Source organism: Chryseobacterium lactis, from assembly GCF_003815875.1.
Classification (GTDB): domain Bacteria; phylum Bacteroidota; class Bacteroidia; order Flavobacteriales; family Weeksellaceae; genus Chryseobacterium; species Chryseobacterium lactis.
Genome location: NZ_CP033924.1, coordinates 3,330,664 through 3,348,505, shown reverse-complemented (window position 1 = coordinate 3,348,505; position 17,842 = coordinate 3,330,664). Strand labels below are relative to the sequence as shown.

Here is a 17,842-nt window from a genome sequence, read left to right as displayed (position 1 = left end):
GGGGTTAAATCGTCCCTCCGGGACTCTGTAAGAGTTATTTTATATTGTCTAATATTTCACTAAATACGGCTTGCGCTGAGAAAATACGATTTTTTGCCTGCTGGTAGATGATTGAATGACCTCCATCCATTACCTCATCACTTAATTCGACGTTACGACGAACCGGCAGGCAGTGCATTACTTTCCCATCATTAGTATGAGACAGTTTTTCATTGGTTAACATCCACTCGCCTTTTACTTCAGGCATTGCTGCATAATCGTCAAAGGAAGACCAGTTTTTAACATAGATAAAATCTGCATCTTTCAACGCTTCATCCTGATCATGAATTACCTGTACATCTTTTGTAAAGCTTTTATCCAGATCATAGCCTTCAGGATTAGCGATTACAAAGTCTACGTCCATTTCCTGCATCCATTCTGCAAAAGAATTTCCTACAGCCTGAGCAATCGGCTTGATATGCGGTGCCCATGTCAGTACCACTTTGGGTTTGTGATCTTTTTTCCAATTTTCTGTAATGGTAATACAATCTGCCAGACTTTGCAGTGGATGACGTGTCGCGGATTCCAATGAAATTACAGGAACTTTTGCATGTTGCTCGAACTGGCTTAAAATACTTTCGTTCACATCATCTTCCTTGTTCTTCATTCCTGCAAAACAACGTACGGCAATGATATCACAATATTGATTTAAAACTTCAATGGCATCCTTGATATGTTCTACTGTATCACCGTTCATTACAGCTCCGTCAGCAAATTCAAGATTCCATGCTTCCTGGGCTGCATTTAATGTTAATACGTTCAATCCTAAGTTTTGTGCTGCAATCTGGCTACTCAAACGCGTTCTTAAGCTTGAATTTAAAAATACAAGTCCTATGGTTTTCCCCTTTCCTTTTTCTGTTTCTGTAAGTGGATTTGCTTTAATTTCTAAAGCTTTTTTTATGATTTCCTGTAAGTTCTCAACGTCGCTTACAGAGGTGAATTTTTTCATTTTAAATTGATTTTAAAGATTTTTAACCCATTTTTGAGATGTAAACGCAATGACGAAAGTTTCTTTAATTTCTAAATATTTTTCCGTTCAAAGGCATTTCACTCAGCAACCGGAAAGAGTTTGTCATTCTGACGAAGGGAAATTATTTTGTACAGTTTTATATCCTTCATTTTTATTTCTTCAGAATGACAAAACAACATTTCATTATTACCTCTTTCTCTTTTTGCCATTTTATTCTTTCACATTAAATATTTCCTAATACTTCTTTCAAAGCATTGATGAAAAGATCGGTCTCCTCTTTCCTGATATTAAGTGCCGGAAGAATCCTTAAAACACTTTTATCATTAGAGTTTCCTGTGAAAATATGATGATCAAACAGTAAGCTCTTCCTTACTTCTGAACAGTCCCTGTCGAGCTCTATTCCGATCATCAAACCTTTCCTTCGGATTGATTTAATATGTGGTAAATCCTTAATTTCATTTTCAATATATCCGCCCATTTGTTGAGCATTTTCGATAAGATTTTCATCTTTCATTACATCAAGAACAGCAATTGAAGCTACACACGCTAAATGGTTCCCTCCGAAAGTAGTTCCCAATAGCCCGTTGCTTGCCTGGAATTTCGGATGAATTAAAACTCCTCCGACAGGAAAACCATTTCCCATTCCTTTTGCCGTGGTAATGATATCCGGCTCAATCCCAAATTCCTGATGGGCGAAGAAATATCCACTTCTGCCATATCCCGACTGTACTTCATCCAGAATCAAAACGGTGTCATATTTTTCACACAATTCTTTTATTTTAGCCAAAAACTCCGACGTTGGAATCATAATTCCTCCCACTCCCTGAATTCCTTCGATAATGACAGAAGAAATTTCACTTCCGTGAAGTTCAAAAGTTTCTTCAAGTTGTTGGATGTCATTCCATTCAGATTTAATGAATCTTTCTGAAAAGTTTACCGGAGCAACAATCTTTGGATTATCCGTCACAGAAACTGCTGCAGACGTTCTTCCATGGAAAGAGCCTGAGAAATACAATACTTTGCTTTTTCCATTGTGAAAAGAGGCAAGCTTTAATGCATTTTCATTAGCTTCAGCTCCTGAGTTGCATAAGAAAAGATTATAGTTTTCGTATCCTGAAAGCTTTCCTAATTTTTCTGCCAGTTCAGTCTGTAATTCATTTTGAACCGAATTGGAATAAAAAGAAATTTTTTCCAGTTGATCTTTCAGTTTATTCTGATAATGAGGATGGTTATGACCAATGGAGATTACGGCATGACCTCCGTAAAAATCAAGATATTTTTCTCCTTTATCATCCCAAAGAAAAGATCCCTGAGCTTTAACCGGGTTTATGTTGAATAATGGATATACGTTGAATAAATTCATTTTTTTGTTTTTTTATTTTTCTTTTGTCTTAAAACAAAAGAAACAAAAGTTCAAGACCTGGAAACTTCCGCTAAAAATTAGTTCGATTCTCTAAAAATTCTAAAACTTGTGCAAATTCAAAATCATTTCTTCGATTCTATATTTATCTCGCACTTCGAACAGTAGAATTTTCTTTACGTTCATCGAATTAATTTTCTTAACGCTCCATTTTCCTAAGTCGGATTTAATTCCAGTTTTTAAAATTCACAATTGGCTTATTGACCATTCACATTTAAAATGCTATCGGCTTCAGATTCAGTCCTGTATTTTCTTCCCAGCCCATCGCGATATTCATATTTTGTACCGCCTGTCCTGAAGCTCCTTTTAACAAATTGTCAATCGCTGAGTGTATAACGACAACATTTCCACTCTTTTCGATCTGAATCACACAGCGATTGGTATTGACAACCTGCTTTAAATCAATTGCCCTTTCACTGATCGTAACAAAAGGCTCCTCCTCATAAAAATCCTGATACAATTGTTCTATTTCCGCCAGCTCCAAATCCGTCTTCATAGTGGAACTTGTAAAAATCCCTCTTGCAAAATCTCCTCTCCACGGAACAAAATTCAAGGCTACTTCTTTATTATTATATGAAATCAACTGTTGTAAAATCTCATCCACATGCTGATGTGTCAAAGTTTTATAAGCTGATACATTATCATTTCTCCACGTAAAATGTGTTGTTGCCTGCAAAGATTGGCCGGCTCCTGTAGAACCTGTAATCCCTGTGGTAAAAACCTCATTTAACAATCCTTTTTCTGCCAATGGCAATAATGCTAACTGAATTGCTGTTGCAAAACATCCCGGGTTGGCAATACTTTTTGAGCCTGCCAGTTGTTTTTTATTAATTTCCGGCAATCCGTAGATAAAATTTCTGTTTTCAAAATTTCCTTCTAAACGGAAATCATTTCCCAGATCAATCACCAGAGTTTCCTCATTAGCCGGATTTTGAGTTAACCAATTCTGACTTTCCTTGTGTGGAAGGCATAAAAAAAGCACATCCACTTCGTGAGATTCATTCGTCAGAACCATTTCACAAACCGTCGTTAAATCCGGGTACAAATCCGATATTCTTGTTCCCGAATTCGAACGACTATATAAAAAACTCAATGTCACCTGGGGATGAAAAGCCAGTAAGCGTATTAATTCGCTTCCTGTGTAACCATTGGCACCAACTATTCCTACTGTTTTCTTCATGTTTTAATCTGATAGGACTGCGTCCTATCTTGGGTTAAATCGTTCCTTCGGAACTTTAGTTGATATTTTGATTGATTTGATGATATATATTTAAGGAATTGCTTACAATTTTTGTATATCCTTTTACATCTTCTCCTGTCCACGCTCTGTTTGCCTCGCCATAGCTTCCGAACTTGTCAGACATCAGGTCATGGGCAGATTCAATTCCATTTAAAACAAATCTGTACGGATGAAGCGTCACAAACACTTTTCCACTTACGGTTTTCTGAGAATCCAGTAAGAAAGATTCAATATTTCTCATGACAGGATCTAAGAAGAGCGCTTCATGAAGCCAGTTTCCATACCAGTCGGATAGCTGGGATTTCATCATTTGCTGGTATTTTGAAAGCGTGTGCTTTTCCAGTAAATGGTGCGCTTTGATAATTACCGAAGCAGCTGCAGCTTCGAATCCTACTCTTCCCTTAATTCCCACAATTGTATCTCCAACATGGATATCACGGCCAATTCCATACACAGAAGCCAATGCTTCTATTTTTTGAATGGCATATACAGAATGTTCAAAGTTTTCCCCATTCACCGAAACTACCTCCCCGTTTTTGAACTCAATTTCTAATTCTGAAGGCTGAGTTTCTTTAATTTGAGAAGGAAAAGCTTCTTCAGGCAAGTAATTTCTTGAAGTCAATGTTTCCTTTCCTCCTACAGAAGTTCCCCAAAGTCCTTTATTTACAGAATATTGCGCTTTATGGAATTCCATTTCATAGCCGTGACTTTTCAAGAATTCAATCTCTTCTTCACGGGACAAAGCCATATCACGTATTGGTGTGATAATCTCAATATTCGGGCACATCACCTGAAAAATCAAATCAAAACGAACCTGATCATTTCCGGCACCGGTACTTCCATGAGCAATAGCCTCCGCATTAATCTCCATTGCATATTTTGCAATTTCCTGAGCCTGAATGGTACGTTCAGCACTTACAGAAAGAGGATAGGTATTATTCTTTAATACATTTCCAAAAATCAGATACTTCACACATGAATTGTAATAGTCTTCCTGAGCGTCTACGCACCTGTATTCTTTTACCCCAAGGTTTAAAGCTTTTCTTTCCAACTCTTTTTCTTCTTCTTTGGAAAAACCTCCGGTATTGACAGTAACCGCATACACATCATATCCTAATGTTTCACTAAGATATTTAGCACAGTAGGAAGTATCTAAACCTCCACTAAACGCTAAGATGACTTTCTTTTTCATCTGGACTCTTTTTATTTTTATTAATGGTCATATGGAATTCACCGGCAGATTTTCGTACTGAATATGTAAAATCAGTTTGGCTCACTCCATTATATTTATTTTCAGGCTGATTTTCCACAACCTCATTTTTTTTTTCATTATCCGGAACAAATAGCATGGCTGTACACAGACAGTTTTTACGTTCCTTCATCATTAAGATTTCGTAGTTTACACAGTTTTTACAACCATTCCAGAACTCCTCATCCTGAGTCAGTTCAGAATAGATTACCGGTTTATAGCCTAAATCACTATTGATTTTCATCACTGCCAAACCTGTAGTCAACCCGAATACTTTCGCTTCAGGATATTTTTCTCTAGATAACTGGAAAACTTTATGCTTAATCTGAGTCGCTACTCCTCCATGCCTGAATTTCGGGGACACAATCAGTCCCGAATTAGCAACAAACTTCCCATGTGACCAGGTCTCTATATAACAGAAACCTACCCATTCGCCGTTTTCAGTGGCTACCACAGCATTGCCCTCTGAAATCTTTTTACTCAAATATTCTATGGAACGTTTTGCGATTCCCGTTCCTCTGCGCTGTGCAGAATCATACATTTCCTGCTGTATTTCACTCACATACATTAGATGTTCGCATGAGGAAATTTCTATTTCCATTTATTTATCTAATTTTTTTGGCAAATTTAAAATATATTTTCTTTTAAATCCAAATAAAAAAGATATTTTTTTTGTTTTAAAAATTTACACAGGTAAAATTATCTTTATTGAAAAATATATTTTTGCTAATTTATTATATATTTGCTAAAATACTATAGTTATGGAAAATACATGTCCGAAATGCAATGGTAATAAAGTCGTAAAAAGTGGAATAGTCAATGAGAAACAACGTTTCCATTGCAAAAGTTGCAACTATTATTTTACCGTAAAAAAACTAGGAAAACAGATTGACGATTATTATGTTACGAAAGCATTACAGCTTTATCTTGAAGGCTTAAGTTACCGCGAAATTGAAAGAATCATCGGGGTTTCCCATGTCACCATTAGCTCATGGATTAAAAAATATAACATTACAAGACCTCCTCATTCTGAGTTTCATCCGGTCTATAAAATCTTAAAACAAAATGAGCTTATTGAGTATATTGCACAGGAAGATAATATTAAAAATTCCGGGATTATCATTACTCAGTTTGCAGATAAGTATATGTTGATTAAATGGGAAAGATTTAAGAAATAGAGCGTAGAATAAAGAGAAAAGACTGATAGATAATAGACTTTGCAGTCTGAATTTTATACTTCATATTTTATATAACTATACTATTACCACTAATATATATTAAATTTTCATAAACAAATTATTAATTACAATTTGGCTTTCACAAAAAACAACGCCAAAAATTGATAATTTATGAAGAAATTACTTACATTTATTGGAGTAGCCCTAATCAGCAGTTCTCTATATGCACAAGGTTCTCCTGACTATGGCAGTGGCTTAAAAATCAACCTTAATCCGGAGGGAGATAAATTTATCAGATTTATTCTCTGGGATCAGCTCTGGTTAAGGAATACCTCAATGAATCCCGGAAGCATGGTTGGAGGTGAACCTACAGATAATTCATGGAGCATCGGAAACAGGCGATTACGTGCTTTAACGTATGCACAAATCTCCAAAAGATATATGATCCTCCTCCACTTCGGGATCAATAACCAAACTTTTATTAACGGTGGCGCTTCCGGCACATCAGGTACAGGAGGTTATGGAAACGGCAAGAAAACCCAACTCTTTTTTCATGATGCCTGGAACGAATATGCAGTTATTTTACCTGGAGAAGCGGGAAAATTCAGTTTATCTTTAGGAGCAGGACTTCATTACTATATGGGACTTTCCCGAATGACCATGGCATCTACTTTAAACTTTCTTACCGTAGACTCACCCGTTTTTTCATGGCCTTTGATCGACAATTCGGATCAATTTGCCAGACAACTTGGAATGTTTGCCAAAGGTAAATACGGAAAACTAGAGTATCGTTTCAGCTTAAACAAACCTTTCGCAACCGATCTCACCCCTGTGAATGTCACAGATCCTTCCAAAGCTGTTGCTGTAGATAATAACGGTAACCCAAGCTTCTCAAAGGCAGGATATGTCGAATACCAGTTTCTCGACGAAGAATCCAATACCCTACCGTTCAAAGTAGGATCTTATCTGGGAACCAAGAAAGTTTTCAATGTAGGTGCAGGATTTTACCATCAGGCAGACGGAACCAGAACATCGGTCAATTCAACTGTTGAAAAACATGATATTACGCTTTTTGCGGTAGACGCTTTCGCTGACATTCCGTTGGGCGAGGCAAAAAATAAAATGGCAGTTTCCGCTTATGCCGGATATTACAACTACAATTTCGGACCCAATTATGTAAGAAATCTGGGAACTATGAATATTGCCGCTACTGATCCTAATTTTATCGGGAATAAAGCTATAGCCGGCCCCGGAAATCTACAACCCACCATTGGAACAGGTAATATTATCTACGCACAGGCCGGCTTACTATTGCCAAGCCAGGCAGAAAAACCCAAGATCAGAATACAGCCCTTTGCAGCGTATACACACAAAAGTTTTGACGCATTCGACAAATCTTCTAATCAGTTTGATGTAGGAGCCAACTGGTTTATCGATGGGCATCATGCAAAGATTACTACGCAATATTCAACACGACCCGTTTATACAAACCCTACGGAAAGCCCATCTTCAAAAGGAGAATTTATTGTACAGTTTCAAATCTACTTGTAAAATTTGAACCATTAAGAATAATAAAGATTGTAAGATGAATTAGGGATATATTCCCAAAATTCAAATAATTTGACTCTTGTCATTCTAACGAAGGAAGAATCTTACTAACAACCAATCACACATGAGATTCTTCACTACATTTCATTTCATTCAGAATGACACTTTTGAAATAGTCCCAAAGCATTAAACTTAATCATTTAAAGCCCTTAATGGTTCAAAATATTCAAATTAAAATTCTATTCCAATAACATCAAAAACAACCCATATGAGCGAAAATCATCACGAAAGCTACGAAAATATGACCGACAGGCAGAAAAACCGCACCATCTGGAGCGTCATCACCGCCTCATCACTCGGAACCCTTATAGAATGGTATGACTTTTATATTTTTGGAAGTCTGGCTATCGTTTTAGCCACAAAATTTTTCCCGGCAGATAATCCTACCGCCGCATTTTTATCTACACTGGCAACTTTTGCTGCCGGATTTGTGGTAAGGCCTTTTGGAGCTTTATTTTTCGGAAGGCTGGGTGATATTATAGGAAGAAAATACACCTTCCTTGTCACTTTACTGATTATGGGATTCTCCACTTTTCTGATCGGATGTATTCCGAGTTATGAAACCATTGGATTTATGGCTCCTGTTTTAGTTTTAATTTTAAGATTATTACAAGGATTAGCTCTTGGAGGAGAATATGGAGGGGCTGCCACTTATGTTGCAGAGTACGCCCAACCTCATCGAAGAGGGTATTGGACTTCATGGATTCAGACTACCGCAACGGCAGGACTTTTTATTTCATTAATAGTTATTCTGATTACAAAAAACACACTTTCTACAGAAGAATTTGATAGCTGGGGATGGAGAGTTCCTTTCTGGATCTCTATTCTAATGGTAGGAGTTTCTTATATCATCAGAAAAAACATGAAGGAATCACCGCTTTTTGCCAAAGCTAAAAGTGAAGGAAAAACTTCGAAAAACCCTTTAAAGGAAAGTTTTGGAAATAAGTACAACTTCAAATTTGTTCTTCTTGCACTTTTTGGAGCAGCAATGGGACAAGGAGTCATCTGGTACACAGGACAATTCTACGCAATGAGTTTCCTCCAAAAGGTAATGAATGTAGAATCTGCACAGGTAGACTCTTTAATGGCTACCGCGTTGTTTTTAGGAACTCCTTTCTTTGTATTTTTTGGCTGGCTCTCTGATAAAATAGGACGAAAAGCGGTGATGATGACCGGAATGCTGGTTGCTATTTTAGCATACAGACCTATTTATGACAGTATGTTTAAAAGCGTTAATCTGGAAACTAAAACCGTTGCCACTAATGGAATTACAGAAAAAAGAACTGCAAAAACACACAATACCGTTGCAACAGATAGCCTGATCACCTTTCACAAAGAAACGCTTTATACAGATGGGACTTTGATCAAGAAAGACAGTATCACGCATTGGTCTCCGGCAGGCCCTGTTATAAAAGACGGAAAAGCCGAAGAACCAAAAGTTTCTCAAACCGTAAAATTAAGTGATGATACAAAATGGTATCTGATTTTCCTGATATTCATCCAGGTAATTTTTGTAACGATGGTCTATGGCCCTATCGCAGCCTTCCTGGTAGAAATGTTCCCTGTCAGAATCCGTTATACGTCGATGTCTTTACCTTATCATATTGGAAACGGAGTATTCGGAGGTCTTCTTCCGGCAGTAGCAACCTATCTGGTAACAACCGGAAAGGAAGCCGGACACGCTACATGGTATCTTGAAGGGCTTTGGTATCCGATCGGAGTTGCCACAGTCTGTTTAATCATCGGATTATTTTATCTTAAAAATAAGAACAATAATATTCACGATTAACTACTGAATCATTCAATTTTTTATTAATTTTAAAACTACTAAAATGAACGGACTAAAAAAAATATTAGGTATTCTCTGGATTGCTATCGCAGTGATTGTAGGATATTTCGGAATTACAGTATTGGGAATTCCAAAGATTACTTCCGGAAAGCAGGAAGATCTGGTATTCGGGATCATTATTTTATTTGTACTGATGCCGATTATTTCAGGCGGAATGGCCATTTTCGGTTATTATGCATTAACCGGAGAATATTCTGACGACAAAGTATAATTATAAAGATACATGATAATTGATGAATGATCAATACTACAGGATCTGTTCATCAATTATCTTTTATCCATCATCATTTATGAAAAAGAGACACGAACAAAAACTGATTATCCTGAGCATCGGATTAATGATTGCTTTCAGCATCCCTATTTCATTACTTTTCAATAGTGAAAAAAAAGTATTGGGTTATCCTATGATGCTTGTTTATCTGTTTGCTGTCTGGATGGCATCTATCGTGATTTCGTTTGTAATTGTAAAAAAGCATGATGAATAGTTTTGCATTATTTTCTGTAGTCTTATTTTACCTGGCACTTCTGTTCTTAGTTGCTCATTTGGCAGAGAAGAAAAGAAGCAAGCTCTGGATCAATAATCCCTACATTTATGCATTATCCCTGGCAGTTTATTGTACAGCATGGACGTATTACGGAAGCATCGGTGTAGCAGCAACAAGTGGATTGAATTATCTGCCTATCTACATTGGTCCTATCATGATTATTCCGGCATGGATCTATATCAATACACGAATTGTACGAATTTCAAGAGTGAATAAAATAAGTAGTCTGGCAGATTTTATTTCATTACGCTATGGAAACAGCAGAAGCTTGAGCGCCATTATCACTGTCGTATGCCTTCTTGCCATTGTTCCATATATCGGCCTGCAGATCAAAGCGATTTCTGAAACGTTTCACCTTGTAACGGAGACTCCAATGTCAAAAGATATCCTGACAGACAACGCCACTTTTGTTGTGGTATTGATCGCTTTATTTTCTTCATATTACGGAACCAGATATGTAGATGCTTCAGAAAAACGACTGGGAATCATTTCTGCTATTGCCCTGGAAAGCTTTTTAAAACTATTTTTTATCATCATTCTTGGCTTTTTTGTTATTTACTATGTATTTGATGGGTTTTCCGACATCTATGAGAAAGCCAGCAGGTTTAAAGATTTTAAAGAAAAAAATACATTTAACGGGATTGAAGGAGCCTTGAACTGGATGGTTCTGTGTATGATTTCAGCTACCGCTATTTGTATTCTTCCCAGACAATTCCACACGGCTATCATTGAAAACAGGCAGGAAAAACACATCAAGACAGCTATTTGGTTTTTTCCCTTATACCTGTTAATTTTTACGGTTTTCATTTTCCCTATTGCCTGGGGCGGAAGATTGATTTTTGAAGGACAAAAAGTAAACCCTGAGTTCTACTCTATTCTGATTCCTCAGCATTTTGACAATACCTTAATTACAGTTTTGGTTTTTCTCGGTGGGTTAAGCTCATGTATTTCCATGATCATTATTTCAGCGATTACCTTATCCATCATGCTTTCCAATAATCTGATTATTCCTTACGGGCTGCTTGGGAAACTTAAATCTGAAAATGAAGAGCAAAACACCCGAAGCATCACCAATATCAGAAAATTCAGCATTTTCGCCCTGATCATTATGGCATTTGCTTTTTATAAATATTTTATTCTTAAAACTTCGTTAGACTCAGTCGGACTGATTTCGTTTGTGGTGATTGCACAATTGGCACCTGCATTCTTCGGAGCTATATTCTGGCGAAGAGGAAGCTATAAAGGAGCCGTTGCAGGGCTTGCTGCGGGATTGGCCATCTGCTATTTCGGATTAATTATTCCACAGTATTATTTCTCCTACAACCAGGAGTTCAAAGGAGTTTTGAGAGTTCTCTATGATGCTTTCGGATTTTTCACTATTCCTTACCTGGGAAGAATTCCGCAGATTTTTTTCTGGTCTTTACTGGTGAATACAGGCTTGTTTACGATTATTTCTGTAAGTATCAAAGGGAATTACCGTGAAAGAAACTTTGCAGAACTTTACGTAGACATCGACAAATACATTCAAAATCACGAAAATGCCTTTATCTGGAGAGGAACAGCTTATGTTTCCGACATCAAGAACATCCTTGAACGATTTTTAGGCAAAAATAAAACAGAACAGGCGTTACGGATTTTTAATCTAAAATATAATATTGATTCCCAAACCGAAACTGCGGATTCCAGATTTATTAAATTCTCCGAAAACCTTTTGGCAGGGAGAATCGGTACTGCATCAGCAAAAATTTTAATTGAAGGAGTGACTAAAGAAGATAAAATATCTTTGAAAGAAGTTTTAAATATCCTTGAAGAATCTAAAGAAAATATCAGCTTAAATAAAAAACTCACCGAGCAATCCGAGGAATTACAGAAGCTATCAGATGATCTCCGCACCGCCAATGAAAGCCTGATCGTAAAAGACCGTCAGAAAGATGACTTCCTGGATTCTGTTGCCCATGAGTTGAGAACTCCCATTACAGCGATCCGTTCTGCAGGAGAAATTCTAGCCGATGATGATGAAATTCCTTTCGAAATTAAACAGGAGTTTTTGAATAACATTGTCACAGAATCCGACAGGCTAAGTGAGATTATCAACGATATTCTTTATCTCGATAAGCTTCAGCATGGTGAAATCTCTTTACATATCAAGGAAAATAACATCATTGAAACCTATAAAAAAGCACTGAATCCGATTCTTCATCTGATTCAGCAGAAAAATATTCATTTAAGTGAGGTCAATCTTTTGAATCAGTTTATATTTGATTATGATGAAGCGAGGATGATTCAGCTGTTTCAGAATATCTGGGGAAATGCTTTAAAGTTTACGGATGATCAAGGCACTATACAAACCAAAATATTTGAAAAAGACAACCAGCTGTTTATTTCCATTTTTAATACAGGGAAACACATTCCTGAAGAAGACCTGGAAATGATATTTGACAAGTTTTATCAATCCAAAAACCAAAACATTTTAAAACCTACCGGAAGCGGACTTGGACTGGCAATTTCAAAAAAAATAGTGCAAGCCCACAAAGGAAATATAAAAGCTGAAAATAGCGGACTGGGTGTAACTTTCACCATCAATATTCCGAAAAAAAATATAAAAGAGATTAAAAATGAAGTTGAACACGCTTAAAACCCATTTATGAGAAAGATAATCATTGCGGATGACGAACACAAAATATTAATGTCACTGGAGTACAGTTTTAAGAAAAACGGCTATGATGTTTATATCGCACGGGACGGAACAGAGGTTCTTGATTTTTTAAAAACAATGGTTCCCGATGTGATTCTCCTCGATATTATGATGTCCAATCTTGACGGGTACAGCACACTGGATCTTATCAGGCAGGATGAAAAACTGAACGATACAAAAGTCATCTTTCTGAGTGCAAAAAATAACCCAAAAGATATTGAAAAGGGATTGGAAATGGGAGCTGATGCTTATATAACGAAACCCTACTCGATTAAAAAACTGATGCAGCAGATTGAGGAGATGTTTGGATGATCTGACCTGGGCCCTGTAATGGTTTCAAACCCCTAGCCTTGTCAAGGTTTAAAACCTTGACAAGGCTAATTAAAAACACACCAACATTAATATGGACACTGATACATTATTTAAACAAAGTATAGAAAATAAAGAAGAATTCTGGAAAGAACATGCCGCAGAAATCAACTGGTTTGAGTTCCCCAAAAATATTCTTTCAAAAGATAAAAACGATTATCCACAATGGTTTTCTGACGGAAAGCTCAATATGTGCTATTTATGTATTGACCAACATATTGAGGATGGCTTTGGAGAGCAGATCGCTATTGTGTACGACTCCCCTGTTACGGATCAAAAAATCACCTATACTTTCAATCAGGCAAAGGAGGAAATCTCGAAACTTGCCGGAGGACTGGTTTCTTTAGGATTAGAAAAAGGAGATACCGCAGTAATTTATATGCCGATGATTCCCCAAACACTTTTTGCCATGCTGGCCTGTGCAAGAATTGGAGTGATTCACAATGTTGTTTTTGGAGGTTTTGCACCTCATGAATTAGTGGTAAGAATTGATGACTGCAAGCCTAAGGTTTTAATCACCGCTACTGCAGGAATAGAGATTGCCAAAAGAATTCCTTATCTCCCGCTGGTAGAAAAAGCAATCGAACTGGCACAGGATAAAGTAGACCATATTATCGTTTATAATAGAAAATTAGTTGATAACAAGGACGAAATGTTCGACGGACTGATCGATTATGAAGAATTGGTTCAAAAATCTGCTCCAGCTGACTGTGTATCTATAGAATCAACCCATCCACTGTATTTACTTTATACTTCAGGAACGACAGGAAAACCAAAAGGAATTGTACGTGATACCGGTGGTTATGCCACGGCATTAAAATTCTCCATGAAGTATGTATATGGAGTTGAACCGGGAGAAACGTATTGGGCTGCTTCTGATTTCGGTTGGGCGGTTGGTCACAGTTTTTCTGTCTATGGGCCGCTAATCAACCGAAATACCACTGTTATTTTTGAAGGAAAACCCATTATGACCCCTGACGCAGGAACATTCTGGAAAATCATTTCGGAGTACAAGGTTTCTGTTATGTTCACCGCTCCTACGGCGATCAGGGCAATTAAAAAAGAAGATCCTCATGGAGAACTGGTCAAAAAGTATGATTTATCCCATTTCAGAAAACAGTTTTTAGCGGGCGAAAGATGTGACGTAGCTACCCTGGACTGGTTCGCAGAGCACATCGGAGTTCCGGCCATTGATCATTGGTGGCAGACAGAATCGGGTTGGCCAATGCTGGGATTAATGACCTTTAATGATCAGTACAAAATCAAAAGAGCCTCCGCAGGAAAACCGATTCCGGGCTATGATATTAAAATTTTTGATGAAAATGGGCTTGAACTCGATCCTCATCATGAAGGTTATCTGGTGATCAAACTTCCGCTTCCTCCAGGTGCTATGCTTGGAATATGGAAAGATCATGAACGTTTTCAGAACAGTTATCTGTCTCAATACAATGGATATTATTTTTCCGGCGACGGCGCAATACAGGATGAAGACGGCTATATTTTCATCACAGGAAGAGTGGATGACGTCATCAATGTTGCAGGCCACAGACTTTCTACTTCAGAGATGGAAGAGATTGTTTCCTCGCATCCTGATGTAGCCGAATGTGCCGTAGTAGGTATTGATGATGAATTAAAAGGACAGATTCCTTTTGCAACGCTTGTTTTAAAGAACGGATCGACTATTTCTGAACAGGATGTTGAGAAAGATATCATTCAAATGGTAAGAGAAAAGATAGGCGCTGTGGCTTTCTTAAAAAATGCAATGGTAGTCAAACGATTACCAAAAACGCGATCAGGAAAAATCTTAAGAAAACTGATCAGGACATTATTGGACGGAAAAGATTTTCAGATTCCATCTACCATTGATGACGAAAAAATCATTGATGAAATTCAGGAAAAAATCAATGAATATAGGGCTTAAGCCAGAAATTAAACATATATTTAAGTATCAGTTTTTAATCTTTAAACCATTAAAAAACGGTTCAGAAAAATATAAAACAAAAATTATCAAATACAATTCAAATTTCAAAAAACGAAAGGGATATGAGAAATTACTTAATAGAAGATCTACCACATTATTTTGAAGAATATAAAAAGTCTATCAAAAATCCCAAGAAATTCTGGGATAAGGTAGCTGATCAAAATTTCGTGTGGTATCAGAGATGGAGCAAAGTCGTGAAATATGATATGAATGAAGCTAAAATCGAATGGTTCAAAAACGCCAAACTCAATATCACCAAAAATTGTATCGACAGGCATCTTTCGGTAAGAGGAGACAAAACAGCAATCATCTGGGAACCTAATGACCCCAAAGAAGAAGCACAACATATTTCTTACAACGAACTGTATACACGGGTTAACAAAACAGCCAATGTACTCAGCGACATGGGAATTGGAAAAGGAGACAGAGTCTGCATTTATCTCCCTATGATTCCTGAGCTTGCCATTACAATGCTGGCTTGTGCAAAACTGGGAGCCGTACATTCTGTAATTTTTGCTGGTTTTTCCGCCTCTGCCGTCGCTTCAAGAGTTAATGATTGTGAAGCAAAAATGGTGATTACATCAGATGGAAGTTATAGAGGAAATAAGGTGCTGGATTTAAAAAGTATTGTAGATGATGCATTGGAAAAAACACCGACGATCGAAAAGGTACTGGTTGTGAAAAGAACGCACAACGAAATCACCATGAAAGAAGGTAGAGATTACTGGATGGCTGATTTATATGAAAAAGCCTCTCCTGATTTCGTTACTGTTATCATGGATTCTGAAGACCCTCTATTCATTCTCTATACTTCAGGCTCCACAGGGAAACCTAAAGGAATGCTTCATACCTGCGCAGGATATATGGTTTATACCGCGTATACTTTTAAAAATGTATTTAATTATAAAGAAAATGACATTTATTGGTGTACTGCAGATATCGGATGGATTACCGGGCACTCTTATATTCTTTATGGCCCATTATTAAATGGGGCCACCACAGTTATTTTTGAAGGAGTACCTACATACCCTGAACCGGACCGTTTCTGGGAAGTAATTGAAAAACATAAAATCACACAGTTTTATACCGCTCCTACTGCGATCCGTTCTTTGGCAAAAGAAAGTACAGAATGGGTAGACAAGCATGACCTGAGTACTTTAAAAGTAATCGGATCTGTAGGTGAACCTATCAACGATGAGGCATGGCATTGGTTTAATGACCACGTTGGAAAGAAGAAATGTCCGATTGTCGATACCTGGTGGCAAACAGAAACAGGAGGAATTATGATTTCACCGCTTCCATTTGTTACCCCTACAAAACCTACTTATGCAACATTACCATTACCAGGGATTCAGCCAGTATTGATGGATGACAAACGCAATGAAATTACAGGAAACCAGGTAACAGGAAACCTTTGCATCCGTTTTCCTTGGCCGGGAATTGCAAGAACAATCTGGGGAGATCATCAAAGGTATAAAGAAACCTATTTTACAGCATTCCCCGGAAAATATTTCACAGGTGACGGAGCCTTGAGAGACGAAGTAGGCTATTACAGAATTACAGGACGTGTTGACGATGTGATTATTGTTTCAGGACACAATTTAGGAACAGCCCCTATTGAAGACAGTATCAACCAGCACCCTGCTGTGGCAGAATCCGCTATTGTTGGCTATCCGCATGACATCAAAGGAAATGCATTGTACGGCTATGTGACGCTGAAAGAAACCGGAGAAGGTCGTGACAAGGAAAATCTTAAAAAAGAAATTAACCAATTGATTTCTGAACAGATCGGGCCTATTGCCAAACTGGATAAGATACAATTCGTTTCAGGGCTTCCTAAAACACGTTCAGGAAAAATTATGCGTAGAATATTGAGAAAAATTGCAGAGGGAGACTTCAGCAATTTCGGAGATATTTCTACTCTTTTAAATCCTGAAATTGTAGAAGAAATTAAGAACGAAAGAATTTAATTCGAATTTAAATAACAAAATAAAGCCCTGGAAATATTTACTTCCGGGGCTTTCATTTTATCAGATAAATCCTGCACAAACCCTCCTTACCCGTACAATCCAAAGCGGTAAAAGTAGAATTTAATAGAAACATCAGTATTTAATCTTCTCATAATTAAGCAGTAAGACTTCACAAAGAACCATAGAACTAACATTACGCAATCATCAAAATTAAACACCCGTTCAATAAATATTTTTAACAAAAGTCTTTTTATTATATCAATGAAATGTTAATTAACAAATTTTATTGATTTAAACATAAATAAAATAAGAAAATAATGATTAACTTTAATCATAACTTTTAAACCTATTAATTATGTCAAATATACTAGCTGGACTATTTGAACATCGCAGCGACTACAAAAAACTAGAGAGTGATCTGGAAAATTCAGGATTTGAAAATGAAGATTACATTGTATACCTTAACAATGATTCTCATCATTCCCAATATCTGGCAAGTGTTACCGTAAAGGATATGAGCCAGATTGATCTTGCACGGAATGTTTTCATTCAAAATGCGGCCGTAAAGTCGTACTTATTTGAAAATATGAGTCTTGGTGAAACGAATTATGACACGATCAAAAAATATATCGACGCACGAAACAGAGCAGAAATTCACAACAGCCCTGATATTAAAATTAAAACGTCAAGTGACGGTATGAATTCAGAAGTAAAATTTTAAACGACATA

At 37.0% G+C, this 17,842-nt stretch carries 15 protein-coding genes; 10 read left to right on the top strand and 5 right to left on the bottom strand.

Going from position 1 to position 17,842, the window contains the following annotated elements; genetic code table 11:
• Positions 1 to 34: 34 nt before the first annotated feature.
• The 5 genes from EG342_RS14820 to EG342_RS14800 form a co-directional block, all read right to left on the bottom strand.
• Complete coding sequence (locus EG342_RS14820) at positions 35 to 988, bottom strand: N-acetylornithine carbamoyltransferase (protein WP_103293405.1); 954 nt, start codon at positions 986 to 988, stop codon at positions 35 to 37.
• A gap of 244 nt (positions 989 to 1,232) precedes the next feature.
• Complete coding sequence (locus EG342_RS14815; RefSeq protein WP_103293407.1) at positions 1,233 to 2,372, bottom strand: aspartate aminotransferase family protein; 1,140 nt, start codon at positions 2,370 to 2,372, stop codon at positions 1,233 to 1,235.
• A gap of 271 nt (positions 2,373 to 2,643) precedes the next feature.
• A complete protein-coding gene (gene argC / locus EG342_RS14810) occupies positions 2,644 to 3,609 on the bottom strand; it encodes an N-acetyl-gamma-glutamyl-phosphate reductase (protein WP_103293408.1) in 966 nt (321 codons plus the stop codon).
• 55 nt (positions 3,610 to 3,664) lie between these two features.
• Positions 3,665 to 4,861: an argininosuccinate synthase gene (locus tag EG342_RS14805; RefSeq protein ID WP_103293409.1), complete on the bottom strand. Its 1,197-nt coding sequence runs from the start codon at positions 4,859 to 4,861 to the stop codon at positions 3,665 to 3,667.
• Positions 4,833 to 5,519 carry a GNAT family N-acetyltransferase gene (locus EG342_RS14800; RefSeq protein ID WP_103293410.1) on the bottom strand — a complete coding sequence of 229 codons (687 nt, stop codon included), beginning with the start codon at positions 5,517 to 5,519 and terminating at the stop codon, positions 4,833 to 4,835. The genes EG342_RS14805 and EG342_RS14800 overlap by 29 nt, the downstream gene beginning before the upstream one ends.
• Before the next feature lie 160 nt (positions 5,520 to 5,679).
• Between EG342_RS14800 and EG342_RS14795 the strand changes: the two genes are divergently transcribed.
• The 10 genes from EG342_RS14795 (at position 5,680) to EG342_RS14750 (ending at position 17,834) form a co-directional block, all read left to right on the top strand.
• Entirely contained in the window at positions 5,680 to 6,096 is a 417-nt protein-coding gene (locus EG342_RS14795) for an IS1/IS1595 family N-terminal zinc-binding domain-containing protein (RefSeq protein ID WP_103293411.1), read from the top strand.
• Positions 6,097 to 6,267: 171 nt separating this feature from the next.
• A complete protein-coding gene (locus EG342_RS14790; RefSeq protein ID WP_103293412.1) occupies positions 6,268 to 7,647 on the top strand; it encodes a porin in 1,380 nt (459 codons plus the stop codon).
• A 265-nt stretch (positions 7,648 to 7,912) separates the two neighbouring features.
• A complete protein-coding gene (locus EG342_RS14785; protein WP_103293413.1) occupies positions 7,913 to 9,493 on the top strand; it encodes an MFS transporter in 1,581 nt (526 codons plus the stop codon).
• A gap of 43 nt (positions 9,494 to 9,536) precedes the next feature.
• Positions 9,537 to 9,764: a DUF6814 family protein gene (locus EG342_RS14780; protein WP_103293414.1), complete on the top strand. Its 228-nt coding sequence runs from the start codon at positions 9,537 to 9,539 to the stop codon at positions 9,762 to 9,764.
• 79 nt (positions 9,765 to 9,843) lie between these two features.
• Positions 9,844 to 10,038: a hypothetical protein gene (locus EG342_RS14775; RefSeq protein ID WP_103293415.1), complete on the top strand. Its 195-nt coding sequence runs from the start codon at positions 9,844 to 9,846 to the stop codon at positions 10,036 to 10,038.
• A complete protein-coding gene (locus tag EG342_RS14770) occupies positions 10,031 to 12,733 on the top strand; it encodes an ATP-binding protein (RefSeq protein ID WP_164465249.1) in 2,703 nt (900 codons plus the stop codon). The genes EG342_RS14775 and EG342_RS14770 overlap by 8 nt, the downstream gene beginning before the upstream one ends.
• Positions 12,734 to 12,742: 9 nt before the next feature.
• Complete coding sequence (locus EG342_RS14765; protein ID WP_103293417.1) at positions 12,743 to 13,105, top strand: response regulator transcription factor; 363 nt, start codon at positions 12,743 to 12,745, stop codon at positions 13,103 to 13,105.
• A gap of 91 nt (positions 13,106 to 13,196) precedes the next feature.
• Complete coding sequence (locus EG342_RS14760) at positions 13,197 to 15,083, top strand: AMP-binding protein (RefSeq protein ID WP_103293418.1); 1,887 nt, start codon at positions 13,197 to 13,199, stop codon at positions 15,081 to 15,083.
• A 122-nt stretch (positions 15,084 to 15,205) separates the two neighbouring features.
• Entirely contained in the window at positions 15,206 to 17,113 is a 1,908-nt protein-coding gene (acs, locus tag EG342_RS14755; protein ID WP_103293420.1) for an acetate--CoA ligase, read from the top strand.
• Between the two features lie 355 nt (positions 17,114 to 17,468).
• Positions 17,469 to 17,834 (top strand): hypothetical protein, encoded by a 366-nt coding sequence (locus tag EG342_RS14750; protein ID WP_103293421.1) that lies wholly within the window; start codon positions 17,469 to 17,471, stop codon positions 17,832 to 17,834.
• Positions 17,835 to 17,842 lie beyond the last annotated feature (8 nt).